The 23,809-nt window shown below is 60.3% G+C and carries 27 protein-coding genes; 10 read left to right on the forward strand and 17 right to left on the reverse strand.

Features of this window, described 5'->3' with window-relative positions:
* Positions 1–86: 86 nt before the first annotated feature.
* Entirely contained in the window at positions 87–2,114 is a 2,028-nt protein-coding gene (locus tag OHD58_RS02065; protein WP_263801592.1) for an ATP-binding protein, read from the forward strand.
* Between the two features lie 91 nt (positions 2,115–2,205).
* Here the strand turns inward: OHD58_RS02065 and OHD58_RS02070 are convergent, their stop codons facing one another.
* From OHD58_RS02070 to OHD58_RS02095, 6 genes are all read right to left on the reverse strand, one after another.
* Positions 2,206–2,517 carry a hypothetical protein gene (locus OHD58_RS02070; RefSeq protein WP_263801378.1) on the reverse strand — a complete coding sequence of 104 codons (312 nt, stop codon included), beginning with the start codon at positions 2,515–2,517 and terminating at the stop codon, positions 2,206–2,208.
* Positions 2,518–2,857: 340 nt separating this feature from the next.
* Positions 2,858–4,288: an aldehyde dehydrogenase family protein gene (locus tag OHD58_RS02075; protein ID WP_263801379.1), complete on the reverse strand. Its 1,431-nt coding sequence runs from the start codon at positions 4,286–4,288 to the stop codon at positions 2,858–2,860.
* A gap of 135 nt (positions 4,289–4,423) precedes the next feature.
* Positions 4,424–4,723: a GNAT family N-acetyltransferase gene (locus tag OHD58_RS02080; RefSeq protein ID WP_263801380.1), complete on the reverse strand. Its 300-nt coding sequence runs from the start codon at positions 4,721–4,723 to the stop codon at positions 4,424–4,426.
* A gap of 55 nt (positions 4,724–4,778) precedes the next feature.
* Positions 4,779–5,078 (reverse strand): GNAT family N-acetyltransferase, encoded by a 300-nt coding sequence (locus tag OHD58_RS02085; RefSeq protein WP_263801381.1) that lies wholly within the window; start codon positions 5,076–5,078, stop codon positions 4,779–4,781.
* A gap of 14 nt (positions 5,079–5,092) precedes the next feature.
* Positions 5,093–5,713, reverse strand: a complete 621-nt coding sequence (locus OHD58_RS02090; protein WP_263801382.1) for an alpha/beta hydrolase — start codon at positions 5,711–5,713, stop codon at positions 5,093–5,095.
* 60 nt (positions 5,714–5,773) lie between these two features.
* Entirely contained in the window at positions 5,774–6,706 is a 933-nt protein-coding gene (locus tag OHD58_RS02095; protein WP_263801383.1) for a VOC family protein, read from the reverse strand.
* Positions 6,707–6,918: 212 nt separating this feature from the next.
* Between OHD58_RS02095 and OHD58_RS02100 the strand changes: the two genes are divergently transcribed.
* Both OHD58_RS02100 and OHD58_RS02105 read left to right on the forward strand, forming a co-directional pair.
* On the forward strand, positions 6,919–8,472 hold the full coding sequence (locus OHD58_RS02100; protein ID WP_263801384.1) for an alkaline phosphatase family protein: 1,554 nt from the start codon (positions 6,919–6,921) through the stop codon (positions 8,470–8,472).
* Positions 8,473–8,551: 79 nt separating this feature from the next.
* The gene (locus OHD58_RS02105; protein ID WP_263801385.1) at positions 8,552–9,403 is read left to right on the forward strand and encodes a Ku protein; all 852 of its coding nucleotides are present in this window, start codon (positions 8,552–8,554) and stop codon (positions 9,401–9,403) included.
* A gap of 96 nt (positions 9,404–9,499) precedes the next feature.
* Here the strand turns inward: OHD58_RS02105 and OHD58_RS02110 are convergent, their stop codons facing one another.
* The 5 genes from OHD58_RS02110 to OHD58_RS02130 all read right to left on the reverse strand — a co-directional run bounded on the left by OHD58_RS02110 (position 9,500) and on the right by OHD58_RS02130 (position 12,439).
* Positions 9,500–10,009, reverse strand: coding sequence for a PRC-barrel domain-containing protein (locus OHD58_RS02110; RefSeq protein ID WP_318528225.1), 510 nt, complete (start codon positions 10,007–10,009; stop codon positions 9,500–9,502).
* Positions 10,010–10,348: 339 nt separating this feature from the next.
* Positions 10,349–10,543 carry a hypothetical protein gene (locus tag OHD58_RS02115; RefSeq protein WP_263801386.1) on the reverse strand — a complete coding sequence of 65 codons (195 nt, stop codon included), beginning with the start codon at positions 10,541–10,543 and terminating at the stop codon, positions 10,349–10,351.
* Between the two features lie 206 nt (positions 10,544–10,749).
* Positions 10,750–11,202, reverse strand: a complete 453-nt coding sequence (locus tag OHD58_RS02120) for a hypothetical protein (protein WP_263801387.1) — start codon at positions 11,200–11,202, stop codon at positions 10,750–10,752.
* Between the two features lie 11 nt (positions 11,203–11,213).
* A complete protein-coding gene (locus OHD58_RS02125; RefSeq protein WP_263801388.1) occupies positions 11,214–11,552 on the reverse strand; it encodes a DUF883 family protein in 339 nt (112 codons plus the stop codon).
* Positions 11,553–11,680: 128 nt separating this feature from the next.
* Positions 11,681–12,439, reverse strand: a complete 759-nt coding sequence (locus OHD58_RS02130; protein WP_263801389.1) for a Crp/Fnr family transcriptional regulator — start codon at positions 12,437–12,439, stop codon at positions 11,681–11,683.
* A gap of 172 nt (positions 12,440–12,611) precedes the next feature.
* On the opposite strand from OHD58_RS02130, the gene OHD58_RS02135 reads away from it, so the two are divergent.
* The gene (locus OHD58_RS02135; protein WP_263801390.1) at positions 12,612–13,004 is read left to right on the forward strand and encodes a response regulator; all 393 of its coding nucleotides are present in this window, start codon (positions 12,612–12,614) and stop codon (positions 13,002–13,004) included.
* Here OHD58_RS02135 and OHD58_RS02140 read toward each other — a convergent pair.
* Together OHD58_RS02140 and OHD58_RS02145 are read right to left on the reverse strand one after the other, a co-directional pair.
* Positions 12,979–13,530, reverse strand: a complete 552-nt coding sequence (locus OHD58_RS02140) for a sigma-70 family RNA polymerase sigma factor (RefSeq protein ID WP_263801391.1) — start codon at positions 13,528–13,530, stop codon at positions 12,979–12,981. The two genes, OHD58_RS02135 and OHD58_RS02140, sit on opposite strands and share 26 nt — an antisense overlap.
* A gap of 5 nt (positions 13,531–13,535) precedes the next feature.
* Complete coding sequence (locus OHD58_RS02145; RefSeq protein ID WP_263801392.1) at positions 13,536–13,742, reverse strand: NepR family anti-sigma factor; 207 nt, start codon at positions 13,740–13,742, stop codon at positions 13,536–13,538.
* Positions 13,743–13,954: 212 nt separating this feature from the next.
* Here OHD58_RS02145 and OHD58_RS02150 point away from each other — a divergent pair, with 212 nt between their 5' ends.
* The 5 genes from OHD58_RS02150 (at position 13,955) to OHD58_RS02170 (ending at position 17,182) form a co-directional block, all read left to right on the forward strand.
* Entirely contained in the window at positions 13,955–14,752 is a 798-nt protein-coding gene (locus OHD58_RS02150; protein WP_263801393.1) for a response regulator, read from the forward strand.
* Positions 14,753–14,862: 110 nt separating this feature from the next.
* Positions 14,863–15,030 (forward strand): DUF1328 domain-containing protein, encoded by a 168-nt coding sequence (locus OHD58_RS02155; protein WP_149759409.1) that lies wholly within the window; start codon positions 14,863–14,865, stop codon positions 15,028–15,030.
* A gap of 217 nt (positions 15,031–15,247) precedes the next feature.
* Complete coding sequence (locus OHD58_RS02160) at positions 15,248–16,237, forward strand: sensor histidine kinase (protein ID WP_263801394.1); 990 nt, start codon at positions 15,248–15,250, stop codon at positions 16,235–16,237.
* Positions 16,238–16,527: 290 nt separating this feature from the next.
* Positions 16,528–16,854 (forward strand): hypothetical protein, encoded by a 327-nt coding sequence (locus tag OHD58_RS02165; protein ID WP_263801395.1) that lies wholly within the window; start codon positions 16,528–16,530, stop codon positions 16,852–16,854.
* Between the two features lie 76 nt (positions 16,855–16,930).
* The gene (locus OHD58_RS02170; protein WP_263801396.1) at positions 16,931–17,182 is read left to right on the forward strand and encodes a glycine zipper domain-containing protein; all 252 of its coding nucleotides are present in this window, start codon (positions 16,931–16,933) and stop codon (positions 17,180–17,182) included.
* Positions 17,183–17,252: 70 nt separating this feature from the next.
* On the opposite strand, the gene OHD58_RS02175 is transcribed toward OHD58_RS02170, so the two are convergent.
* The 4 genes from OHD58_RS02175 to xylF all read right to left on the reverse strand — a co-directional run bounded on the left by OHD58_RS02175 (position 17,253) and on the right by xylF (position 22,365).
* Positions 17,253–18,911 carry a CHASE domain-containing protein gene (locus OHD58_RS02175; protein WP_263801397.1) on the reverse strand — a complete coding sequence of 553 codons (1,659 nt, stop codon included), beginning with the start codon at positions 18,909–18,911 and terminating at the stop codon, positions 17,253–17,255.
* 178 nt (positions 18,912–19,089) lie between these two features.
* Positions 19,090–19,890, reverse strand: coding sequence for an ATP-binding cassette domain-containing protein (locus OHD58_RS02180; RefSeq protein ID WP_263801398.1), 801 nt, complete (start codon positions 19,888–19,890; stop codon positions 19,090–19,092).
* 12 nt (positions 19,891–19,902) lie between these two features.
* Complete coding sequence (locus OHD58_RS02185; RefSeq protein WP_263801399.1) at positions 19,903–21,216, reverse strand: sugar ABC transporter permease; 1,314 nt, start codon at positions 21,214–21,216, stop codon at positions 19,903–19,905.
* Between the two features lie 108 nt (positions 21,217–21,324).
* Entirely contained in the window at positions 21,325–22,365 is a 1,041-nt protein-coding gene (xylF, locus tag OHD58_RS02190) for a D-xylose ABC transporter substrate-binding protein (protein WP_263801400.1), read from the reverse strand.
* Between the two features lie 189 nt (positions 22,366–22,554).
* Between xylF and OHD58_RS02195 the strand changes: the two genes are divergently transcribed.
* The gene (locus OHD58_RS02195) at positions 22,555–23,802 is read left to right on the forward strand and encodes an ROK family protein (RefSeq protein WP_263801401.1); all 1,248 of its coding nucleotides are present in this window, start codon (positions 22,555–22,557) and stop codon (positions 23,800–23,802) included.
* Positions 23,803–23,809: the final 7 nt, after the last annotated feature.

The following is a 23,809-nucleotide window of genomic DNA, read 5'->3' on the forward strand; positions in this document are numbered from 1 at the left end:
GTTCTAGTGCCCGATGGCCCGTTGCCATGATCGAGACCCAGCCCGCCAGTCTCGATCCCGACATCGAAAGCCCTGGCCTGCCGGTGATGACCGCTCGCATCCTGCGGCGATTGCGCGAGGCAAATGACTGGCAGACTGAAATCTGTGCAGTGCTGACGGAACTGGGGCACGGCCTCGATGTGCACCGCTCGATCCTGTTCCGGCTGCGCGAGGTGCCGGGCAAAGGATTTGCTCAGTCGATCGCCGCCTATTGGGTGGACGACACCGTCGAAAGCAATACCGAACCGCCGACGCTGATCGTGCAGTCTATTGTCAACAACGACCCGTTGCTGGAGCGCCTCGCCGAGGAGGTCCGCCAGGGCAAGATCTTTGCGGGCCATACGCGAGAGTTGAGCGGCTTCCTTCGCCAAGATTTCGAGAACCAGAAAATCAAGTCTTTCCTCTCGGTCGCGGTTTTCGCGCATGGCCATGTGTGGGGAACGCTGGCGGTCAATGATTGCCTGGTCGAGCGGGAGTGGACCGGCGACGAAAAGGCATCCCTTGAAATCGTCGCGTCGGCGATCGGCGACACGATCGAACGCTCGCTATCGGACACCAACGTCAGCGACATCATCCGCAAGACGATGCTTCAGGCGTCGCTCGATGGCATCGTCGTCATCGATGAGACCGGCAGCATCATCGAGTTCAACCCGGCGGCCGAAAAGATGTTCGGCTGGGAGCGCGCCGAAATCCTCGGCAAGGACGTGCTCGACACGCTGATTCCGGAATATTACCGGCCGGGCTACGCAACCGGTGGCGAATATATGAGCGGCCGCGGCATACCGATGATCGGCCAGCGTCTCGAAACGGTCACGCAGAATGCCGACGGCGAGATCTTTCCGATCGAACTGACCGCGACCGAAATGAAGGTTGCCGACCGCCGGTTGTTCTTCGGCTCGATCCGCGACCTGCGCGACAGACGTCGCGCCGAAGAAGAGATCAACCGGCAGCGCGAGAAACTGCACCAGAATGAGAAGATGGCGGCGATGGGCTCGCTGCTGGCTGGCGTTTCTCACGAACTGAACAATCCACTGGCTGTCGTCGTTGCCCAATCTACCCTGCTGCACGAATTCGCACCCGATCCGCAAACCAAGTCGCGCGCCGAGAAGGTGCGCGCCGCAGCCGAACGCTGCGGGCGCATCGTCAAGAGTTTCCTCGGCATGGTACGGCTGCATCCCACCACCCAGACGGAGACCGATCTCAACCAGGTGGTGCGTTCGGCACTCGAGGTCACCGCCTATGGCGCCCGCAGCGGCGGCATAGGCATCGACACGGATTTCGCCGAGGGCCCTGTTCTAGCGATGGCGGATGCCGACCACATTACCCAGGTGGTGGCAAATTTCCTGGTCAACAGCCAGCATGCACTCGCCGCCATCGCTGCCGACCGGCGTATCAAGGTACGCACCTTCCGCACCGCGAGCGGCGCCAGCGGCTTCTCCGTCGAGGACAACGGCCCCGGCATTCCGGAGGAGATCCGCCCACGCATCTTCGAATCCTATTTCACCACGAAACCTGTCGGGGTCGGTACCGGCATTGGCTTGTCGATCTCGCGCTCCATCGTTGAACGGCACAATGGCCGCGTCCGCTTCGAACCCGTCGAGCCACAGGGCGCACGCTTCGTCGTCGAACTGCCGGCGGTGGATCAGTCGATCGCCATTGCCGCGGCTGGTCGGCCGGCTGCGTCGGGTCTGCGAAACGCGTTGATTATCGACGACGAGCCCGATGTGGCGGGATCGCTTGCCGACATTCTCGAGCTAATGGGTGTGAAATCGAAACTCGTCATTGACTGGACGTCGGCCGACGAAGAACTTGCATCGTTCGAGCCCGATATCGTGTTCAGCGACCTGCGCATGCCGGGCGTCAACGGCATGGTGATCTATCGCGAACTGCTGGAGCAGCGCGCCAACCTGGCGCAGCGTTTCGTGCTGGTGACGGGAGACATGATCGGCGCTCGCGCCGAGATCGAGGCGTTGCCGGCACATCTCAGGCCGCAACTTTTGGAAAAGCCGTTCAGCACCCTCGACGTGCGCGGCGTGCTCGCCGCCATCACCGACCAGGTGACGCTGGCCAGATAGCGATCTGCCGCGAACATAAAAAGACCCTCCATCGCAAGGGCCTTAGCGATGGAGGGTCAAATGTGCGATGCGGTCGCACAGAACTGGAAAGTCAGAAAACGTTGGGTACGGTCTTCAGTGGTTCGGCATTGGCGATCATCCGGACTTTGCGCTCTTCCGTCTTGCCGCTTTCACGGGCAATGGCGACAAGGCACTCCTCACTTTCAGCGCCCCAGGCCTGGCCGTGGCAGGCCCAGCCGGCATCGGTCATCGGCGGCAGGCGCGAGGTCTTGCCGGTTTCGCGGAACTGGTCGGCGATCTTCACCGGCGCGCCGCTCGGCTTGGCCATCACCGCACTGGAAGCCGGCATCATCAACGCCATCGAGACGAAGGCGGCCGAGACCAGCATTGCGAACATGACCATCGGATGATCGCTGCTGCGCTGACGCAGCGCGATACGCGGAAAACGGCCAAGCCTTTCCGGAGCATGAAATCGGTGGCCTTGTTCTGAAGTTTTCGTTTTACCAAGCATTATCGTCGCCTTTGTTTTCGTTCCCTGTTGAAACGAAATATAAGCGCACTCTGTTTCTGCCCGATGTTACCGGCTTTATGTTGTGTAACATACACGAAACAAACAAAACGGTCAAATTCGGTCACAAAAAAGGCAAAAAAATGCCGCAATAACCACGTCATGCGTAGCTAAGGTGTTGCTTTTGCTTAATTTTTCGGAATATATGGAATGGAGGCGAAGGATGCCCTCTCGGTCATCCAAGCCCGTAACCGATAATGCCCTTCACTTCGAGGAAGTCGTGAATAGCCCAGTCGGCATATTCGCGGCCGTTGCCCGACTGCTTGTAGCCGCCGAACGGCGCGAAGGTGTCCCACTCAGGATAGTTGAGGTTGATCTGGCCGGCGCGCAGTCGCGCGGCGACATCGCGTGCATGGCCAATGTCCTTCGACTGCACATAGGCTGCGAGCCCATACACGGTGTCGTTGGCGATGCGGACTGCGTCATCCTCATTCTCGTATGAGAGAACCGACAGGACGGGACCGAAGATTTCTTCGCGCGCGATCGTCATGTCGGGCGTGACATGGCCGAAAATCGTCGGGCGCACATAGTAGCCCCGGTTGAGGTCTTCCGGACGGCCAGGACCGCCGGTAACCAACGTCGCGCCCTCCGAGATGCCGCTTTCGATCAGCCGCTGGATCTTGTTGTACTGGAGTTCGCTGACCACCGGACCGAGCTGTGTTTCCTCGGAGCGAGGATTGCCGACCTTGAAGCTTTCCGCAGCCTTCTTTGCCACGGCCAGCGCCTCGTCGTGGCGCGCGGCAGGCACCAGCATGCGGGTCGGCGCATCACAGGACTGGCCGGAGTTGCCGAAACAGCCTTCGACGCCCTTGCGCACGGCCCGCGCGAAATCCGCGTCCGGCAGGATGATGTTGGGCGATTTGCCGCCGAGTTCCTGAGCAACACGCTTGACCGTCTCGGCAGCAGTCTTGGCAACGATGATGCCGGCGCGGGTCGAGCCGGTGAACGACACCATGTCGACATCAGGATGGCCGGCCATCACCTGCCCGACATCGGCGCCGGTGCCGTTGACGAGGTTGAAAACACCTTTCGGCGTGCCGGCGGCATGCATCACTTCGGCGAAGACGATGCCGCTGATCGGCGCGATCTCGGACGGCTTCAGCACCACCGTGCACCCGGCAGCAAGTGCCGGCGCCACCTTGCAGACGATCTGGTTCAACGGCCAGTTCCACGGCGTGATCAGCGCGCAGACCCCGATCGGTTCCTTGACCACCATTGTGGTACCGCGCAACTCGCTGAACTCGTAATCCTCCAGCCCCTTGATCGTCGCTTCCATATGCGCCCGGCCGGCCCATGTCTGCGCTTCACGCGCCCAGGTGATCGGAGCGCCCATCTCCCGGCTGACCGCTTGGGCAATGTCCTCGTAGCGCTCGTTATAGACGTCGAGGATCTTGCGCAGCAGAGCTAGGCGCTCATACTTGCTCGTCTGCGAAAATGCCGGGAATGCGGCCTTTGCCGCCGCAACGGCGCGATCCACATCGGCGGCGGAACCGACCGAAATGGTGGTGTAAGCTTCTTCAGTCGACGGATCGATGACATCCAGCGTCGCGGGTTTGGCCGGATCGACCCAGGCGCCGTCGATGTAGAAGCGAAGGTGATTGTTCATCCGGTTTCTCCGTGGATTGGTTTCCGCGGCAGACTAGATGCCCGCGCCGCGATCGCAAGAGGCAGAGCAGATAGTGTCGGCGATCCAGTGCCGTATCGCTGTTGAGTGAGCGACCGCCGGCGGCGCGATCGCCTTTCAACTTTTCAGGACGTCGGCCCAGTCCTTGTGGCGGCGGAACTCTGTCGCGACGTATCGGCAAAGCGGTGTGATCTTCAAACCTTGCGCTCGCGCATCCTCCACCACGCGGACCACCAGCTTTTCGGCGATGCCGCGGCCGCGATAGTCCTGCGGCACCCACGTATGATCAACGGTGATATGGCCGGGACCGCTGTCTACGAAAGTCAGTTCAGCCGGCTCGCCGCTCGGCATGTCGAGTACGTAGCGGCCGCGGTGGCCTCGCCTTTCCAGCCTGATCTCGGATGTGATCTCGTCCATTTCTGCCTCGTGGCTGATCGATAGACCAGTGCGAAGACTGATCGGCGCCGGCGCATCAGGTCTTCAGCACGTCGGCCCACTCCGCATGCCGTTTGAATTGCGCATTCGCGAATGGGCAGAGCGGGATGATCTTCTTGCCGGCGGCGCGGGCATCCTCCACCGCGCGGGTGACCAGCCTAAGCCCGGCGCCCTGCCCACGGAACGCGTCCGGTACCTCGGTATGATCGATGATGAACATGTGTTCGCCGGCCTTGCTGAACGTCATTTCGGCCTCGGTGCCGTCTGGGCCGCGCAGGAAATAGCGCCCCTTCGAGCCGGTTTCCTCAAGCTGGATAGCAGGCTGTTCGTCATTCATTTCCAAATCCGATCCTATTGGGCATTGCGGTAGGGGGCGAGAAAATTCCTGGCGGCAACAAGCTCGTTCTGCCGCATCTCATGGCCGCCCTCGTGCCACTCCAATGTGACATCGGCCTTCAGCGCACGCAAATGGCTTTCCAGCCGCGACGTCAGGTTGGGCGGACAGATCGGGTCATGGCGTCCTGCCGTGATCAGGATGCGCTTGCCCGAAAGATCGCCTTCGACCTGCGGCTCGAAAGGGATCAGCGGGTGCATCAGCACGGCGGCATCGAACAGCTTGGGTTCCGCGAAAATCAGTGAGGCCAGGATGTTGGCACCGTTTGAAAAGCCAATCCCGATGACCGACGACGGCTTTGCGGCGTCGACATGCGCCTGCACGAAACCAGCCATGGTCCTGGTCCTCGCCGCAAGGTCTTCCATGTCGTAGACACCCTCGCCGGTGCGACGGAAGAACCGCGCTGCACCATGCTCCGAAACGTCGCCGCGAGGCGAAATTGCTGCTGTGCCTGGCATCAGGTCGATGGCGAGCCCAAGCAACTGGTTTTCATTGCCGCCTGTTCCATGGAACAGGAACATCAGCGGGCCACCCGGCGTGCCGGGCAGCGATGTGTGAGTGTAGGAATCCTTGGACATGATCTTGCCTCGATTGATCGAAGTTCCGGGCTTCAAACGCGAGCCCGGACGCGATGACACTCAGTTGCCGATCGACTGCAGGTTTTTCTCGAGGTAGGGCCGAAGATGCGCATGCTGCTTCGGCAGTTTCAAGGCCTCGCCGAGATGGGCACTATCCTCGTCACGGTCGAAACCCGGTTCGTTGGTGGCAACTTCGAACAGGACCCCACCCGGCGTGCGGAAATAGATGGACCAGAAATAGTCGCGGTCGATGACCGGCGTGACCTGATAACCGGTATCCATGAGCGCCTTTCGTACCTCGAGCTGCTTCGCACGGTTTTCGACCGCGAACGCAATGTGATGCACGGAGCCGGCACCGAGATCGGCAAACGGCGTTCCAGGCAAGGTTTCGATGTAGATGACATCGGCGCCGTTGCCGTTCTTAATTGCAAGCCGCTTGATGTTGCCGGACGTGTCGACGTCCTCGTAGCCCATGAACTTCAAGAGTTCCGCAGTGGCGCCGCCATCTTTCAGCCGAAGCGTCGCGGAATGGAAGCCGCGGATTGCCTCGTCGCCCGGCACACCGCCCTTCGACCATGGTATGCGAGCGTCATCCTTGCCTTCGACGAGAGCAAAAACCTCGCTGTCCGGCCCATCGAAACGCAAGCGCTTCTCGCCGAATGTTTCTTCGCTTTTCAAACCGGTGACGCCCTGTTCTGCCAGCCGTGTTTGCCAGTAGCCGAGCGAGCCTTCCGGCACGGAATAGACCGTCGTGCCCACCTCGCCGACGCCGGGGCGGCCCTTGCCGATGTTGGGAAACGGGAAATAGGTCATTACCGAGCCGGGCGTTCCCGTCTCGTCACCGTAATAGAGGTGATAGACATCCGGCGCGTCGAAGTTGACGGTTTTCTTGACCCGGCGCAGGCCAAGCGTGCCGGTGAAGAAGGCGTTGTTCTGGCGCGCATCCTTGGCCATCGAGGTGACGTGATGCAAACCTTTGATCTGATCGAGCATGATCGTGACCTTCCCGATTTCATTGCTGACGGCATAAAACGTGTTGTCCCGATATGTCGATCTGCAGCGCGAAAAAGGAAAGGCACCGTCGTCGCGATGGATTGTTCACTTTTAGCGAACGATCTTGAAAGCACTGTTTATAGGCTATTGCGCCGCCTTGTGCGTCTTCAAAAAATCGTCTCCATGGCATGCCGGGCAGAGGAGAATAACGCGTGGTAAAATCACCAACCAGGCCGAACGTGCTTCTGATCACATGCGACCAATGGCGAGGCGACTGCCTGTCGGCTGTTGGGCACTCGACGGTGAAGACGCCGAACGCCGACGCCCTTGCACGCGAGGGCGTGCTGTTTCGCCGGCATTACGCCGGCACGGCCCCTTGCTCGCCAGCCCGCGCCTGCCTCTACACAGGCCTCTACCAGATGAACAATCGCGTCTGCCGCAACGGCACGCCGCTCGACGCGCGGCATGACACGATTGCGCTGGCGGCGCGTCGCATCGGCTATGACCCGACCTTGTTCGGCTACACCGATGTCGCGCCGGATCCCCGTCTCCATGCACCGGGCGATCCGGTGCTGCGGAGCTACGAGGGCGTGCTGCCGGGTTTCACCGTGCGCCAGTTCCTGCCTGAGCACCAGAAGCCGTGGCTCTCCTGGCTCGCGGCGCGCGGCATCGACGCGCACACGGGATTTCCGGATATCCACCGTCCGCTCGGAAAGCCATCGCGGAAGGTCACCAACGCCCCGCCGGTCTATTCGAAGGACGAAACGCCGACCGCCTTCCTGGCTGGAGAATTCACCCGCTGGCTGGGCGAACAGGAACCTGATGCATCCTGGTTCGCGCATATCTCCTTCCTCAGTCCGCATCCGCCGTTCATCGTGCCGGAACCTTACAACACGATGTACGACCCGGCGGATGGTCCCGCCTTCCGTCGAACTGAAAGCAATGGGGCCGAAGCGGCGGTCCACCCCTACGTCGCCTGGGAACTTTCAAAACAGCAGCGTGCAAATTTTCTGCCCGGTATGGCGGGCAGAGTCAGCGAATGGGATGAAGCGAGCTTCCGGAAAATCCGCGCCATCTATTACGGCATGATTTCCGAGATGGATGCCCAACTCGGCCACCTTTGGCAGGCACTGAAGGCCACCGACGCGTGGGAGAACACTGTCATCATGCTGACCTCCGACCATGCCGAGATGATGGGCGACCACTACATGCTCGGCAAGGGCGGATTCTTCGACGGCAGCTTCCATATCCCGCTGATCATCCGCGATCCCCGCCTGAAGCAGAGCGCGGGAACCGAGGTCGCGCAATTCACCGAAGCGGTCGATATCATGCCGACGCTGATCGAATTGCTCGGCGGCCAGGCGCCGGCCCATCTCGACGGCAAGTCGCTGCAGCCGTTTCTCAGCGGCAATCCACCTTCTGCCTGGCGTGATGCTGCCCATTGGGAGTACGACTTCCGCTCGGTGGCCGAGGGGAGAACCGAAGCGCATTTCGGCCTGAAACCGCAGCAGTGCAATCTCGCGGTCATCCGCACTGAGAAATACAAATATGTGCATTTCGGCGGCGGCCTGCCGCCGTTGCTCTATCAACTCGATGACGATCCCGGCGAGATCAGGAATGTTGCCGGCGAGGCCAGCCATCAAGCGGTGAGACTGGAATTCGCCGAACGGCTTCTAAGCTGGCGGGCGGAGCATCTCGACCAGTCGCTGGCTCTCGTTGAGCTAACCGAAAACGGTGTGGTCGGCGAAATACCGCGACGTATTTGATATTAGCGCTTCGCGCCCGGAACGACTTCCTATCACCGGCGTTGCACATTTCTGCAACTCCGGATGCGAGGATCAAACGATGGCTCCACGCGCGGTGTGGAAAGGTTTCCTCAAGCTCGCCAGCGTGTCATGCGCGGTGAAGCTCACGAGCGCGACCACGGAAGGCGAGACGGTGCATTTCCGCACGCTGAACCGGACGACCAAGACGCCGGTGCACAGCATCTATGTCGATGAAGGGACCGGGAAGCCTGTCGACAGCGATGATCAGGTAAAAGGGTATGAACTCGACAACGAAGAGTTCGTGCTCATCGAGCCGAAGGAAATCAAGAAGCTGAAGCTTGAGTCGGAGCACACGCTGGAGATCGACCAGTTCGTCGATCCCGCGACGATTCCCTCGCTCTATCGGGAAAAGCCGTATTATCTCTACCCCGCCGACAAGGTGGCGACCGAACCATTCGCAATTGTGCGCGAGGCCATGGCCCGCAAGAAAATGGCCGGCATGGCCTCGCTTGTTCTCTATCAGCGTGAACGGCCCGTCCTCATCGAGCCTATGGGCAAGGGACTGCTGATGACGACATTGCGCTTCGAGAATTGGGTGGTCGAAGCCAAGGACGTGTTCTCGGGACTTCACAAGGTGGACGTCGATCCGGAGATGGCCGAGATCGCTTCCTTGATCATCGAAAAGAAAACAGGAAAATTCGAGCCCTCCGGGTTTGAGGATACCTACGAAAACGCACTTCTGGAATTGATCAAGGCGAAGCAGCAGGGCAAGAAGCCGCCGAAATCCGTGCCGGCGCCGCGTGAAAACGTCATCAACCTGGCCGAAATACTGCGCAACAGCCTGGAGAAGGAAAGCGGCAAACAGCCGGCCGGAAAAGCGTCGAAGGCAAAGAAGGCCGATGGCGGCAAAAAACGAAAATCCGCCGCGTGAATTAAAATCCGCCGCGTGAATGCGGCTTCCGTCTCAACAGACAAATGAAAACTCCCGCATCGTCGCCGATGCGGGAGTTTTCGTCAAAGCTGACCGTTACTGAGCCGGTGCGGGCTCAACCGGAGCCGGGGTTGCCGACGGTGCGGTCTCGGTCGAACCCGTGGCCATCGGTGCCGGGGCAGGATCGAACGGCTTGCGGTCGAACGCCGGCATGGCTTCGAGCTCTTCCTTGGTGGCCGCGACGACGATCCAGCGATCGCCATCCTTCTCGGCCCATTCCGCCTTGTCGTAAGGCAGTTCGACGTGCTTCTCGCCGACACCAAGGAAGCCGCCGGCGCCGATAACGATCGATTTGATCTTGCCATCCTTATCGAAGACGAGATCGTTCACGTCACCGATATTCTGCGCATCTTCTCCGGTGCCGTTATAGACGGTCTCACCGATCATATTGGTGGCCAGAAAACCGTCAGCCGGTGTCATGGCTGGCGTTTCAGTGGCTGCAGGCGCCGCCGGATCGGCCGGAGCCGGTGTGGTGGTCGCCTGGGCGAAAGCGCCGGTTGCGATGAATGTCGCGAGCGCGGTAGTGGCCAAAAGTTTGCGGATCATGTTACCTTCTCCTTGTGCGATTTTGTTGCACTGCCGCGCCCAGAACGAACCGTCGCAGGGAAGAACTGGGCGCGGCCTCACACCTTCACAACGTCGCGACGCCGTTCTAGTTCCGATTTTTTCGCAATCGCGACGATTGCAGGAAATGGACGCGTGAAAGCTGCATCGTCCGGCAATACTCTGTTTTCATTGGAACTTTTTTCTATCGGCCCGATTTATGAAGGTTTGTTGATCTCAGGACCGCCTATCGCGGTTATCGCATAGGTGGCGATGCTGAATCGCCAATACTGTCGCTGAGCCATGCTTGATCGACGGCATCGAAATAGCGGCCGCTGCGGATCAACCGGCCGGGCGTGGCGTTGTAGGTTCAGTCTGTTCGGCCTGCCCAGGAGTTTGCGGATCAGTCGCCTCGCCATAGAGTTCGGCAATCGCCCATGCTCCTGCGGCGAGCACCAATGCTGCGACCAGGACAACCAGTACCTGAGTGCCCCGGCCTCCTTGCCTGGCCTTGTCGGTCGGAACTGTCTTTCGCATAATTTCTCTCCATAAACGCGTTGGGCGCAAGAACCCGTAGAGGAGAGAATGCGTGCCACCGGGCATGGTTCCGCACCGCGCTTGGACAGGATTTCAAATGGCGGTGATCCAGCAGAGCCTAGGCAAGGTTTTGCCGAGCATGTGAAGCATGAATTTCTGCCGGACGGCGTCAGCGCCGCTTGACCAGCAGGCCGCTGAGACAAAAGCTAAACGGGTCCGTCGCCTTTATCCGGTCCGGCCTTGCTGTTTTCCCGATAGATTGCGTAAGCGGCAACCGCAAGCGCCGGCGCCAGAAGCGTTGCCAGTCCGCCCTTGCCGCGTAGTAAGGTAGGGAGCACGGCGATTGCCGCCGCGGCTCCGATGGTAGCGAGTTCGCTCGAACGTTTGCGCGCGATCGAGCGCGCGCGCATGCTCGATATGATGCGATTCACGATCAGGATGACAACCGCGAGCAGGAGAAAGCCTGCGGCAAAAGACAGCGCCGCTTCGATCGAACCGTAGCGTCGGGCCGCAGCGACATAGCCTGCCCCGACGGCAAATCCGATCGCAACGAGCAGGGCGACACCGGCGAGCGAATACGCGATCGCTGCCCGGCGGATCCGACGGGCAGCTTGAAATGTTTCGCCCGAGGCGAATGCGGCGAGCAGCGATGCGAGCATTGCGGCGCGAACTAGCGGCGGGCCATCAAAGCGAAAAGGAAACCGACGCCGGCAGCAATGGCCAACGCGGTGATCGGTTTCTCGCGCACGCTGGTCATCACCTGCTGCTCGATGTCCTTGGCATTGGCGCGGATATTTTCGATCGCTGCCTCGCCTTCGACGCGCAGGCGATCAGCCCCTTCCGTGGCCGCGCGCCGCGCTGCGCCGTAGGAATGCTCGCCAGTCGCAGCAAGCTGTTTCGCCAGCTTGGCGATGTCTTCCTTCAGTTGCTGGATGTCGGTTTCAAGATCCTGCGTTGTAGCGCGTACGCCGTTCTCGGGCTTGATGGCTTTGGTCGACGTCGTGGCCATGCGAAATTCTCCTTTGTAGGGGTCGATCTTCAACGCCTCATGCCCATGGAGGTTCCAGTTGACCGACCGTATTCGCTGGAACGTACTACAGACGCCGACTGTTCGACCACCGCCCTCTTCAAAAGCGGTTAAACAAGCGGGCGCCGGCCCTCGGGAAGGCCTTCCCAGCGGGCGACACCGAGCAATCCTTCGATATCGACGACCTCGCAGCCACGATCGCGCCACTTGACCAGGTTACGGTCGGCGAGCTTGCGGATCGTCTTGTTGGTGTGAACCAAAGAGAGCCCGAGCGTATCTGCGATATGCTGCTGGGTGATGGGAATTTCGACCTGCTTCTTGCCGTTGAGCCCGACCGAGGCGGCGCGGGCGGAGATGAAAGCGATCAAATAGGCTGCTCGCTCCAGGGCCGTGCGACGCCCCACCGAGAGCAGGTTTTCATCCAGCATTTGCTCCTCGCGAGAGGCGATCCAGGTAATGTCGTAAGCCAGGCCGGGATGGTTACGGTAGAGTTCCTGAAGCTTGTCGCGCTCGAACATGCATAGCAGCATTGGCGACAATGCCTCGACGGAATGCTGCATTTCGCCCATCAGGCTGCCCTGGAGACCGATCAGGTCGCCAGGCATGAGATAGTTGAGGATCTGCCGGCGGCCATCCGGAAGTAGTTTGTAGCGAAAGCCCCAGCCGGAAAGCACCGTGAACAGGTGAGCGCTGTGCGTCCCCTCCACCAGTACCGTAGCGCCCTTGTCGACACTGAGTTCGCCGCGCTTGAATTTGCTGACGAAGGCGAGTTCCTCTTTTTCGAACGGTCGGAAAACCTCCAGCGGCCTGAGCGGGCATTCTTCGCAGGGATATCGTTTTGCGGGACGAACTGTATTAGCTTTGGCCACCGTGCTTCCCCGAATTTTCCCTCTTGATGTTAGATCAACCTGGTGCGGCATGTTAGATCAGCACGGCGCGGCTTCGTCGATGAGGCGTTCAGCCGCCGGGGTTCATGTCTTTTTTAAATGACAGTGCAGGCGATGTCGGCCATGAACCGCACTCATTCTGCTGGAGTATGCCTTGTCAAAGCCGCTTAAGGGTCTTCGAGTTCTCATCCTGGAAGACGAGTTCCTCATTGCGATGGACGTTGAACAGCTTTGCCGCGACAGCGGTGCGGAAGATGTCTTTATCGTACGCAGCCTGCAGGAGCTCGCCGCCGATATGCCGGATTTCGATGTGGCGATCGTCGACCTGATGCTCTCCGGTGTCTCAACGCTGGACTTTGCCCGGCAGATTTACGATCGCGGCGTGCCGTTCGTCTTTGCGTCCGGCTACACCGATCTGCAGGAGATCACCGAGAAGTTCCCGAATATTTCGGTGATCGGTAAACCCTATGCCGGAGAGGATCTGATCGGCGCTGTTACTGCGGCTGTAGCCAACCGCAACTCTAGGCAATCGCTGACGACCCCATGACCTGGGTGGCGATGGCATCCGGCCCGAAATCCGCCTCACCCGAGATCTTGAGGATTTCCTGAAGTCTCGTTCTGGCGCGGCTGACGCGGCTTTTGATGGTTCCGACCGCGCATTCGCAGATTTCTGCCGCTTCCTCGTAGGAGAAACCGGATGCCCCGATGAGGATAATCGCCTCGCGCTGATCTTCCGGCAGCAATTCGAGTGCGGCGCGGAAATCGCCAAGGTCAAGCATGCCGTGCTGGCTCGGATGAACCGCCAGCCGGCCGGTCATGATGCCGTCGCTGTCTTGCACTTCCCTGCCGCGCTTGCGCATCTGTGAATAGAATTCGTTGCGCAGGATCGTGAACAGCCAGGCCTTGAGGTTGGTGCCCGGCTGAAAACTGGTCTGTTTGTCCCAAGCCTTCACGAGGGTTTCCTGCACCAGGTCGTCAGCCTTGTCGGCGTTTTGGGCAAGCGAAACCGCAAACGCGCGCAAGCTTGGAATTGCGCCGAGCAAGTCGGTCTTAAATCCGGCGGAAACGGCCATCCAGATCAGTCCTTTTTCTGGGCAGGCGCAGCTTTTTCGAGCTGGCTCAGCAATTGCGCAAAACGGTCCGGAACGTCGTCCGAAACCAATTCGTCGTAATATTGCTTGAGCTTTCGACCGATCTCCGTGTTCGCTCCCAGAAGGTCCGATGTCACGTTGCGCCTGGGTTTGGCGCCTGGTGCGCCTTCTTGATCTTTGGTCATTCTGTACATTCGTTCCTGACGATCTCCTGGAGCCGACCTAGCACCCAAACTTCGGGTGCAAGCAAGCGTCGGGCTTCCATGGCTGTCGCCCGATTCGACCCACAACGCCTCATTTCAAATTTCGTTCCACCCTGACGGAACTTTTTATAATGCGCGGCGTTTTGTGGTCTAGTTTCGTGATTATCCCACCATGACGTCATCTTTGAGGGAGACGCCCCAACATGAGTTTATCCGCCAAAATTGCTCCGCATCTGCCATTCCTGCGCCGCTTCGCGCGTGCCGTATCGGGCTCGCAAGCCAGTGGCGACGCACTCGTCGCCGCAATGCTCGAAGCGATCATTGAAGATATAAGCATTTTCCCCGAAGCCTCCAACGAGCGCATCTCACTCTATAAACTTTTTGCCAAGCTGTTCACCTCGGTATCCATTCGCGTCCCGCAGGAATCGCCGAGTTCGGCTTGGGAGCAACGCGCCGCCGCGAACCTTTCATCTCTCGCGCCGCGTCCTCGCCAGGCTTTTCTCCTTGTTGCCGTCGAAGGTTTCACTGAACAGGATTCCGCGGAAATCCTCGACGTGAATGAGGAGGAATTCGCCTCGCTCCTGCGTCAGGCGAGCAACGAGATATCGCGGCAGGTAGCCACCGACATACTGATCATCGAAGATGAGCCGTTGATTGCGATGGACATAGAAGAGATGGTCGAAAGCCTCGGCCACCGCGTTGTCGGCACGGCGCGCACGCATAGCGAAGCCACCGCCCTTTTCGCCAAGAACAACCCGAAAATGGTGCTTGCCGATATCCAGCTCGCCGATGGCAGCTCCGGCATCGACGCGGTCAACGAAATTCTTGCATCGACCGCCGTCCCCGTCATCTTCATTACCGCGTTCCCCGAAAGGCTCTTGACGGGCGAGCGGCCAGAGCCGGCCTTCCTTGTCACCAAGCCGTTCAATCCCGACATGGTGAAAGCCCTGATCAGCCAGGCGCTGTTCTTCGACCGGCAGGCCAAGGCTGCCGCAGCCTGATATTCCGCCAGGCCGATTGAAAAAGCCGCTCGTGAGGGCGGCTTTTTCATGTGACGGAACAAACGGCGCATTCCGGCGTTTTTCATGCAAGCTTTCTAAGGAGTTGAAACATGCTTTACTGGGCTCTTGTTTTCCTGGTGGTCGCGATCATCGCCGGTGCTCTTGGCTTCGGCGGTATAGCCGGAACATCGGCTGGCATTGCGCAGATTCTGTTCTTTATTTTCCTCGCGTTTCTTGTTCTGTCACTATTGGCAGGATTGTTTCGCAGGGCACGCTGAGTAGGCGTTAGCGACAGCCTCGAACCTGAAAACCGATCCCCTCAAGCGGTTTTCAGCCTCCGCCGGACCGTGCCCCCTCGGGGACGCGTTGTCCGGCGGAACCTTTTGCGGGGAACCCAAACCGGACTGAACCGTTCAACCTTCGAGGGAAAAGCGGGGAGCAATCATGGGTCCGCACGATCGAAGAAAAAGGAGCGGCGGCGAAGCGGGCGATACCATGAACATGCATATGCCGAAAACTGACAGGGGTATCGAACGGAACCTTTTACGCTCGTTGCGCAATACCGGCATTTCGGTCCTCTATCAGGACGACGATCTGCGCATTCTATGGGCTCAAAACGTGCCTGCTGCCTGGGCGCATGGTGATCTCGACGGAATGAGCGATCCCGATTTCCTGCCGGAATCGGAGGCAGTGCGCATGATCGCGGCGAAACGCAACGTGCTTGCGACCGGCGAGATGGAGAGCCTTGAAATCAGCATCCCGGACGACGAAGGCGCACGCTGGTTCGACGTGTGGATCGACGCGGACCGGGGAAATGATGGCGCGGTGCTGGGGGTGGTGACAACTGCCGTCGAAACCACCGAGCAGAAACGCCGCGAGCAGACGCTGCGCGCGCTACTGCGTGAGGTCAGCCATCGCTCCAAGAACCTGCTAGCGATCATCCAGAGCGTCGCCACCCAGACCGGCCGCTATTCAGGAACGCTGGAGGGGTTTCTCACGCGTTTTCGTGGCCGGCTGCAATCGATGGCTTCTTCCCAGGATTTGGTCACCATGTCGAACTGGCGCGGCGCCGATCTTCGCGAATTGGTGATCGGCCAGGTTGGCCGCTATTGCGCGGATCCGGCCAAAAACATTCGCCTGGAAGGTGCAAATCCCTACCTTAGCCCCAATGCGGCATTACATATCGGCTTGGCTCTGCACGAACTCGCGGTCAATTCGGTGAGTTACGGAGCGTTGTCCAAGCCGGACGGCTTGGTGACAATTTCTGCCGATCTGAAGGCGGGAGAAACTCCGGACGCCCTGACCTTGACCTGGATCGAGGCGATCGCCGCTGCTGCTGATAAGCTCAAGGACAAGAAATTCGGCAGTGTTGCGCTGGAACGCGTGGTTCCGGCCTCGCTCAACGGCAAGGGGTCGCTCACCGCCGATGGCAACCGCCTAGAGTATCGCCTGATCGTTCCCAAGGGGAATTTCGAGATCGATTGAACGCTTGGGTAACAGCAAAAAGCCGACCCCCTCGGGGGCCGGCCTTTGTGCAGATGTCGAAGACGGAGGGGATCGTCTTCTCTGTGGATCGAAGGCCGCCAGGGGTTGCGGGGGCTTGGGGGCGGTGGCCCTCGGACATCACTAGCCATTAATTCGCTCCTGGCCAAAAGGTTCCAGAATTTTCCATAATTCTGAGCGCGTACAATTTTGGGCCGGCACCTAGCAGCCGCGCTTCGCTCGACGGAACCCGAGCCCACTTTCATTCGTTCTAGAAGCAAAGGAGCTCGGCTATGGAGCACATTGCTGCACTTTTACTCATCATCGGTTGCTCGGACGATCTCGCGCAATGCCGCGAACTCCCAGCCCCCGTCCCGGTCTTCGAGACTGTTGAAGAATGCGAAGGCGAATTGCCGGTAAGCCTCGGGTCGTTCACCGGCCAGCATCCCCAGATTTTCGCGCAGTGCGTGACGGTCGATCCGGCGCTTGAGGAAGAGGATGCGGAACTCGCGTGGGACGTCAAGCCGGACGGCACGCTGGTGGCCTCGATCAGCGTTCCTGACGTCATGGTTGCGTCAAATTCCAAGAGCAAGGACGACCGGTATAGCACGCAAGAGTAATTTGCTTGATTGAGGCAGATATCTTCCGGCATGATATATGACGGTAGGGACATCACCACCCTGAGGAGAGTAGGAAATGAGGAACATTCTTTTTGCGCTGATTGCAACGGTTGCAATAGCCGGTTGCACGACCGCCGAAAGGACTGCAGTCGCGGGCGGTGCCGCCGGCGCTGCCATCGGCGGCATTGCCGGCGGCTGGGAAGGCGCGGCGATCGGTGCGGGCGCAGGTGCGATCGGTGGTTACCTGCTCGGCAGGGCTGCGGACCGTCCCGGCTATTGCCGCTACCGCGACCGTCGTACTGGCCGCGTCTACGTCGAACGCTGCTGATACCAATCGACGCTCAAGGATAAAAACAGGCCTGACCATGTTCCAAGGGGGACCGGGTCGGGCCTGTTTTCTATTGTCTGTTTGAGCTTCGGCTGCCGGCCTTGGTTTGCTGGGAGACGAGCGGAATCTCTATCTCCACTTTCAATCCGTCGGCCCCAAATTCCCGCGCAATCGTACCGTCGAGTTCCCGAGTGATATTCATGTCGATGAGCTTCGTGCCGAAGCTCGTCTTTTCCGGGATCGTCAGCGGTTCGTCACTTGCTTCCGACCATGTCAGCGCCAAGGTGCTCCGGGCACCCTCCCGGAGAACACACCAGGCGACAGTCAGACCACCCTTGCCGCGTCCCACGTCACCGTATTTGAGCGCGTTGGTAGCTAGTTCGTGAAAGGTCAGGCCGAGCGCCTGGGTGGTTGTTTCGTCGATCTCCACCGCAGGGCCGGACAGCGTTCCTGCCTCCAGGTTCTTGCCGAAAACCTGCTCCAGTTCGGTTTTGAGCAACTCCTCGAGATCCGCCTTCTGCCACCTGGAGCGCGTCAGCATGTCCTGCGAAGCGGCCATCGCCTGAAGGCGGGCGGCAAACGAAGCGGAAAACTCGTCGATATTCTCGGAATGGCTCGCCGTCTGCCGGGCCATCGCAAGCACCCGGGTGATGGAATTCTTGATGCGATGCTTCATTTCCTGAAGCATCAGGTCTTTCTCCAGCAGGCTCTTCTCGGTAGCGCTCTGCAGCGTCTCGACAGCTGAATAGGCGCGGTCCTGCCACCGGGCGAGCAGCGCGATCGCAGCCGCGAGCACCAGGCCGACAAGCCCGAGCGCAACCGGAATGACTGGCGAGGATGGCAACGCGAACGCGCCGGACGGACGGAACAGAATAGTCCAGGCCTGACCGGCGACAACGAGTTCGCGCGTTACGAGATGGGACTCGGCAAGATCGGGATCCGGTCCTGCATGTGAGCGGAAGAGCAGATTGTCCGGCTCTGGGGCGCCTTCGTATACCTCGACATTGACCGGAAGCAGCGGCGTCTGACCCAGGGCTGCACTGAAAAGTTCATGTGCGCGAAATGCCGCATAAAGGAATCCGGCGGCAGGCCTGACAGCTTCCGTGGCAGTCGACTGCGAAGTAGCGGCATCGACGCGTAGAAAAACCAGGAAGCCGGGATACACCGGCCCCCCGGACGTTGCGCCGAGTTGGACACGCCCCGTGGCATGAACGCCGGCCGTGCTGACTGCTGCGTCGAGTGCGCGCCGACGGGCGGAGTCGCTGTACATGTCGAAGCCGATGGAAGTGTCGCCGGTTTGATCTGTCGGCTCGAACATCACGACGGGCATCCGCCGAGTCTCGCCGGAATCCGGCCAGACCTTCCGGGGCACCCCATAGTTCGCGAATATCTCTGCTTCGATCGCCGCGTCGTCGTCTTTTCCCACCTGTTTGAGGAAGCCTATGCCCCGAAGACCCGTATAGGTGTCGTGGATCTTCAATGCATCGACAAACCGCTTGAATTCATCATGCGTCGGCGCACCGCCACGCGCGTCGAAGAATGCATGAGCGGCTCGCAGCAGCGAAAGATGCAGATCTATCCGGCCCTCGATCCGGGCGAAGGCGTCATCGGCGGCGGCGGTAAACTTGATGCGGCCGGCTTCTTCGCTCGCAAAATAGGCAAACCCGGCCAACACGAGGCTGGCAAGAGCCACCGACAGGAAGACTGCGAACGGAAATAACTTCTTCAAGGCGGCAATCTCAAGCTGGTCAAGCACCGACTTGTAACCACTACAAGCCTCAATGCAACGTGACGGGCAGTGCCACCACCGCGTTGAGGTCGTGCCAACGGGGGTTGCTGCGCCCGATTTGCATGAAATCGACCGCGTTAGCGACCAAGCCGGCTAATCTTACAAGCAGCTTTTAAGCTCAGGCGGCGATCTTCAGGGCACCCGGCCCCGGAATGGCCCCGGGCGGGCATTTTCCCAGGATGATCATGCCGAGCACCTCGTCCTGCGTGACGTCCTTCGTGTGTGCGGTACCGACCACCTGGCCGTTCTTCATCACGCAGACCCGGTCGGCAAGATCGAAGACGTCATGGATATCATGGCTGATCAGGAAGATGCCGATGCCGTCCGCTTTCAACTGTTTGACCAGTTCGCCGACCTGTGCCGTTTCCTGTGGTCCAAGTGCTGCCGTCGGCTCGTCCATGATCAGGATGCGGGCATTGAACAGGATGGCCCGCGCAATAGCCACCGACTGCCGCTGGCCTCCGGAAAGCTTGATAACAGGGTCCTTGAAGCGCTGGAAGCGCGGGTTGAGCCGGCCCATTACCTTGCGTGCCTCGGCTTCCATCGCGCCGTCGTCGAGCGTGCCGTAAGAGGTCATGAGTTCGCGGCCAAGGAACAGGTTGGCGGCGGCATCCACATTATCGGCCAGCGCCAGCGTCTGGTAGATCGTCTCGATGCCATATTTCTTGGCGTCGCGGGGGTTGCCGATCGACGCTTCTTCGCCATTGACGAATATCTGCCCTGCATCGCGCTTGTAGGCGCCGGAGAGTATCTTGATCAGCGTCGACTTGCCGGCGCCGTTGTGGCCAAGCAGCGCCACCACTTCTCCCGGGAAAAGATCGACCGATGCGTCGTCGACGGCGCGGATACCACCGAAGGCGATCGAGATGTTCTTCATCTCGATCAGCGGCGTGCCGGCGGGATTGCTGTTGTCTGCCATGATTGTTCCCCCTTAAACCCGCTTCCGGTAGATCGTATCAAGCCACACCGCGACAACCAGCACGGCGCCGACGACAATGCTCTGCAGCGGCGAATCGATACCGAGCAGCACCATTCCGGACTGCAGCGACTGCATCAGCAACGCGCCAAGCATGGCACCGATGATCGTTCCCGACCCACCCGCCAGCGAGGTGCCGCCAATGACGGCGGCTGCGATGACCAGCAGTTCATCGAGCGTGCCGAGCGAGTTCGTCGAGGAATTGAGCCGCGCCGATGAGATCGCCGCGCTGATCGCTGCAAGGACGCCCATCACCATGAATACCTTCATGGTGATCCAGCGCGTATTGATGCCGGCGAGGTTGGCCGCTTCCGGATTGCCGCCGATCGCAAAGACATAGCGGCCGAAACGCGTGCGCGTGGAGATAAAGGTCATCACGATACCGACGGTGACAGCCATCAGCACTGGAATGGCGATGCCATGCGCGATGAACAGCCCTCCTTCGGGGACGGCGATCCCATTCTCCTCGGCATACCTTCTCACGATGCCGATCGGCCAGGGATAGGAATTCGCGATCCACACGGCGCCAAGGACAACGATCCAGATAACGGCGCCGATGAACACCTCGGCCCAGATGGGGCGGAGTGGAAACTTGAAACGCTGACGCTGCCGGCGACCGTTTATCAGCATTAGGGCGACGGCGAGACAGGCAACAATACCGACAACCCAGCTCCAGGCCGCTCCGATCGACCCTCGCGGCCCACCTCCCATGAGCTGAAATGTCGTATCGAGCGGCGCAATGGTCTGGCCGCTGGTGATCCACCACGCCGCGCCGCGCCAGATCAGCAGCCCGCCGAGCGTGACGATGAAGGATGGGACTTCGAGATAGGCAATGATGAAACCCTGGAGAGCGCCGATCAGCAGCCCGACCGTGACGCCGATGGCAAGCGCTATGATCCAGATCCAGGGGTCGCCAAGCGGCATGCCCATCATGCGCACAAGGAAATGCACTTGCGCGAAGCCCATCAGCATGCCGACCACACCCTCCACCGATCCAACCGAAAGATCAATGTTGCGCATGACGATTACCAGAACCATGCCGGTAGCCATGATCGCCACCGAGGAGGTCTGGACCGAGAGGTTCCAGAGATTTCGGGGCGTCAGGAACAGGCCGCCCGACAGGAGATGTATTCCAACCCAGATGACCAGCAGCGCACCGAGCATGCCCAGCATGCGCATGTCGATCTCGGTTGCCTTCAGAAAACGCTGTACCGGGCCGAGTTCGGACTCGCGCGCCTGGTCTGGCGCGGGTGAAGTCACGTCGGTCATGTTACCTCCCGCCGGCCTTCCCCCTGGCGCGGGTGCCGGTATCTCATCTTAAGAAGACGCCGCGGTTTTCGTCAAACCGCGGCGCTGGATCGAACTATGCAACCAGGATCAGTTGCAGGCGGCAACCGAACCGGCGGCCACGCCGGCGCAAACCACATCCTTGCCAACCCAGCCGGCGTCGATGACGACGTTGAGGTTGTCCTTGGTGATGGCGACCGGGGTCAGGAACACCGAGTTGGTCTCGTTGCCGCCGGGAGTGGTGAACTTGACCGCGTTCGGGATCTTGTCCAGGGCTGTACCGTCGGCAAGCTGCGACGCGATTTCAGCAGCCGCCTTGCCGAGTTCGCGCGCGTCCTTCCACACCGACACAGTCTGCGTGCCGAGCGCCACACGGTTCAACGCGGCATGGTCGCCGTCCTGGCCGGAAACCGGCACCGAACCGGCCAGCCCCTGGGCGGTCAGCGCCGCGACGACGCCGCCGGCGGTGCCGTCATTGGCAGCAACTACCGCATCGACCTTGTTGTCGTTGGCGGTCAGGAACTGTTCCATGTTCTTCTGCGCGTTGGCCGGAAGCCAGCCGTCGGTATAGGCCTCGCCGACATTCTTGATCTTGCCGCCGTCGATCGCTTCTTTCAGTACTTCCATCGAACCGGCGAACAGGAAGTCGGCGTTCGGGTCGGCGCCGGAGCCCTTGATGAAGACGTAGTTGCCTTCAGGCTTCACCTTGAACACCTCGGCGGCCTGCATGCGACCGACTTCCTTGTTGTCGAAGGTCAGGTAGAAAACGTCCTTGTTCTCGATCAGGCGGTCGTAACCGACCACCGGAATGCCTTCGTCCAGCGCCTTCTGTACGGCCGGGCCGATCGCCGACGCGTCCTGCGCCAGGATGATCAGCGCGTTGGCGCCCTGGGAGATCAGGCTTTCCACATCGGTGAGCTGCTTGCCGGGATTGGATTGCGCGTCGGCAGAGATGTATTTGTCCCCGGCGGCTTCGAGGGCTGCCTTGATGGCGGCTTCATCGGTCTTCCAGCGTTCTTCCTGGAAATTCGACCAGGAAACACCGACGACCTTGTCCTTGGCTTCGGCGACGGCCGAAAGCGCAAACGACATGGCAACGCCCGCCAGGATGGCGGTTGCAAACTTCTTCATGATTTCCTCCCTGCGCCTTGAGGCGCGATGACATTGGCCTGAGTCATTCGGAAGCTCTTTTTTTCGAGCCTCGAAAAAAAGAATGACTCAACCCGGCAAGCGTGTCAATATCATTTCGGCGTGGTGGCTGTTGACGGCTTCCGCAATGCATGGAAGAGCCGCACAGGTATCACCGGGGAGGAATGCCTAATGACGGTCGGGATCCGTCACGACGATCTGCGCCGCCGCAACCGCGCGATGGTGATCTCCGCCGTGCGTCATGCTGGCCAACCGTCCCGCACGGAGATTGCAGGCACGACAGGCCTCTCCCATTCTACGATTTCTGCGATTTCGTCGGATCTGATCGACGAGGGTGTATTGTTCGAGACGAAGGGCAGCGATGCCCCGTCCGCGAAGCGTGGGCGCCCGCAAGTGGCGCTTGGCCTCAAACCGAGCGCGGCTTCGGTCATAACCGTGGTCCTGTCGCTCAACTATCTTTCGGCGGCACTCGTCGACTACGCTGGCAACGTGACCGACCAGGAACAGCGCCGCTTGTCGACGCTTACCATGCCCAGGGACGAATTGATCGGCGAGATGCTGGCGATGATCCGGCGCCTGCTCGCTGGCCGTCATGCGTCGATGAAGCCCGTCATGCGCATGGTGCTTGCCATCCAGGGCATCACCGATGCCAGCGCCCGCACCATGCTGTGGTCGCCGATCACCATGCATGCAGACATCCCGTTCGCTTCGCTGCTCGAAGATGCCTTCGGCATTCCGGCGACGGTGGAGAACGACTGCAACATGATCGCCATGGCGCTGCGCTGGCACAAGCCCGAGCGCTACCGCGAGGACTTCATCGCCATCCTGCTGTCGCACGGCATCGGCATGGGGATGGTTCTCAAAGGCGAACTGTTCACCGGCACGCAATCTTCCGGCGGTGAGTTCGGCCACATGATCCACAGGCCGGACGGGGCGCTTTGCCGCTGCGGCCGCCGCGGCTGCGTCGAGGCTTATGCCGGCAATTATGCGATCTGGCGCAATGCGCGGCAGCACAGCGAAGACGAAACCCCGGCCGCCGATATCAGCGACGCGGACATGCTTGAGTTGGCTGACCGCGCCCGCGCGCAAGACGGTCCGGAGCGCCAGGCATTTCGAAAAGCCGGAGAGGCCATCGGCTTCAGCCTTGGCAGTCTGTTTGCCCTGATCGATCCGGCGCCCGTGGCGATGGTCGGTCACGGCGCCGGCGCATTCGACCTTATCGAGCCGTCGATGCGCGAGGCGATCGCCAGGACTGCGGGCGGCCACCATTCAAAGGCCATCTCCTTCGATACGGAACCGGACGAGATGCCGTTGATCCGCGAGGGCTGCGCCATGCGGGCGCTGACATATGTCGACCACGAGATCCTGGCGCCCGGCAACGGAGCCTTGACCGACCTGACGGGCAAGAGCGTGGCCTGAGGAAGCC

Source organism: Mesorhizobium sp. ZC-5 (assembly GCF_025753855.1).
Classification (GTDB): Bacteria; Pseudomonadota; Alphaproteobacteria; order Rhizobiales; family Rhizobiaceae; genus Neomesorhizobium.

What these genes read in the sequence shown, in the direction of transcription:
- OHD58_RS02065 (WP_263801592.1), top strand. Translation starts at nt 87, where the DNA reads ATGACCGCTCGCATCCTGCGGCGATTGCGCGAGGCAAATGACTGGCAG.
- OHD58_RS02070 (WP_263801378.1), bottom strand. Translation starts at nt 2,517, where the DNA reads ATGGTCATGTTCGCAATGCTGGTCTCGGCCGCCTTCGTCTCGATGGCG.
- OHD58_RS02075 (WP_263801379.1), bottom strand. Translation starts at nt 4,288, where the DNA reads ATGAACAATCACCTTCGCTTCTACATCGACGGCGCCTGGGTCGATCCG.
- OHD58_RS02080 (WP_263801380.1), bottom strand. Translation starts at nt 4,723, where the DNA reads ATGGACGAGATCACATCCGAGATCAGGCTGGAAAGGCGAGGCCACCGC.
- OHD58_RS02085 (WP_263801381.1), bottom strand. Translation starts at nt 5,078, where the DNA reads ATGAATGACGAACAGCCTGCTATCCAGCTTGAGGAAACCGGCTCGAAG.
- OHD58_RS02090 (WP_263801382.1), bottom strand. Translation starts at nt 5,713, where the DNA reads ATGTCCAAGGATTCCTACACTCACACATCGCTGCCCGGCACGCCGGGT.
- OHD58_RS02095 (WP_263801383.1), bottom strand. Translation starts at nt 6,706, where the DNA reads ATGCTCGATCAGATCAAAGGTTTGCATCACGTCACCTCGATGGCCAAG.
- OHD58_RS02105 (WP_263801385.1), top strand. Translation starts at nt 8,552, where the DNA reads ATGGCTCCACGCGCGGTGTGGAAAGGTTTCCTCAAGCTCGCCAGCGTG.
- OHD58_RS02110 (WP_318528225.1), bottom strand. Translation starts at nt 10,009, where the DNA reads ATGATCCGCAAACTTTTGGCCACTACCGCGCTCGCGACATTCATCGCA.
- OHD58_RS02115 (WP_263801386.1), bottom strand. Translation starts at nt 10,543, where the DNA reads ATGCGAAAGACAGTTCCGACCGACAAGGCCAGGCAAGGAGGCCGGGGC.
- OHD58_RS02120 (WP_263801387.1), bottom strand. Translation starts at nt 11,202, where the DNA reads ATGCTCGCATCGCTGCTCGCCGCATTCGCCTCGGGCGAAACATTTCAA.
- OHD58_RS02125 (WP_263801388.1), bottom strand. Translation starts at nt 11,552, where the DNA reads ATGGCCACGACGTCGACCAAAGCCATCAAGCCCGAGAACGGCGTACGC.
- OHD58_RS02140 (WP_263801391.1), bottom strand. Translation starts at nt 13,530, where the DNA reads ATGGCCGTTTCCGCCGGATTTAAGACCGACTTGCTCGGCGCAATTCCA.
- OHD58_RS02145 (WP_263801392.1), bottom strand. Translation starts at nt 13,742, where the DNA reads ATGTACAGAATGACCAAAGATCAAGAAGGCGCACCAGGCGCCAAACCC.
- OHD58_RS02150 (WP_263801393.1), top strand. Translation starts at nt 13,955, where the DNA reads ATGAGTTTATCCGCCAAAATTGCTCCGCATCTGCCATTCCTGCGCCGC.
- OHD58_RS02155 (WP_149759409.1), top strand. Translation starts at nt 14,863, where the DNA reads ATGCTTTACTGGGCTCTTGTTTTCCTGGTGGTCGCGATCATCGCCGGT.
- OHD58_RS02160 (WP_263801394.1), top strand. Translation starts at nt 15,248, where the DNA reads ATGAACATGCATATGCCGAAAACTGACAGGGGTATCGAACGGAACCTT.
- OHD58_RS02165 (WP_263801395.1), top strand. Translation starts at nt 16,528, where the DNA reads ATGGAGCACATTGCTGCACTTTTACTCATCATCGGTTGCTCGGACGAT.
- OHD58_RS02170 (WP_263801396.1), top strand. Translation starts at nt 16,931, where the DNA reads ATGAGGAACATTCTTTTTGCGCTGATTGCAACGGTTGCAATAGCCGGT.
- OHD58_RS02180 (WP_263801398.1), bottom strand. Translation starts at nt 19,890, where the DNA reads ATGGCAGACAACAGCAATCCCGCCGGCACGCCGCTGATCGAGATGAAG.
- OHD58_RS02185 (WP_263801399.1), bottom strand. Translation starts at nt 21,216, where the DNA reads ATGACCGACGTGACTTCACCCGCGCCAGACCAGGCGCGCGAGTCCGAA.
- xylF (WP_263801400.1), bottom strand. Translation starts at nt 22,365, where the DNA reads ATGAAGAAGTTTGCAACCGCCATCCTGGCGGGCGTTGCCATGTCGTTT.
- OHD58_RS02195 (WP_263801401.1), top strand. Translation starts at nt 22,555, where the DNA reads ATGACGGTCGGGATCCGTCACGACGATCTGCGCCGCCGCAACCGCGCG.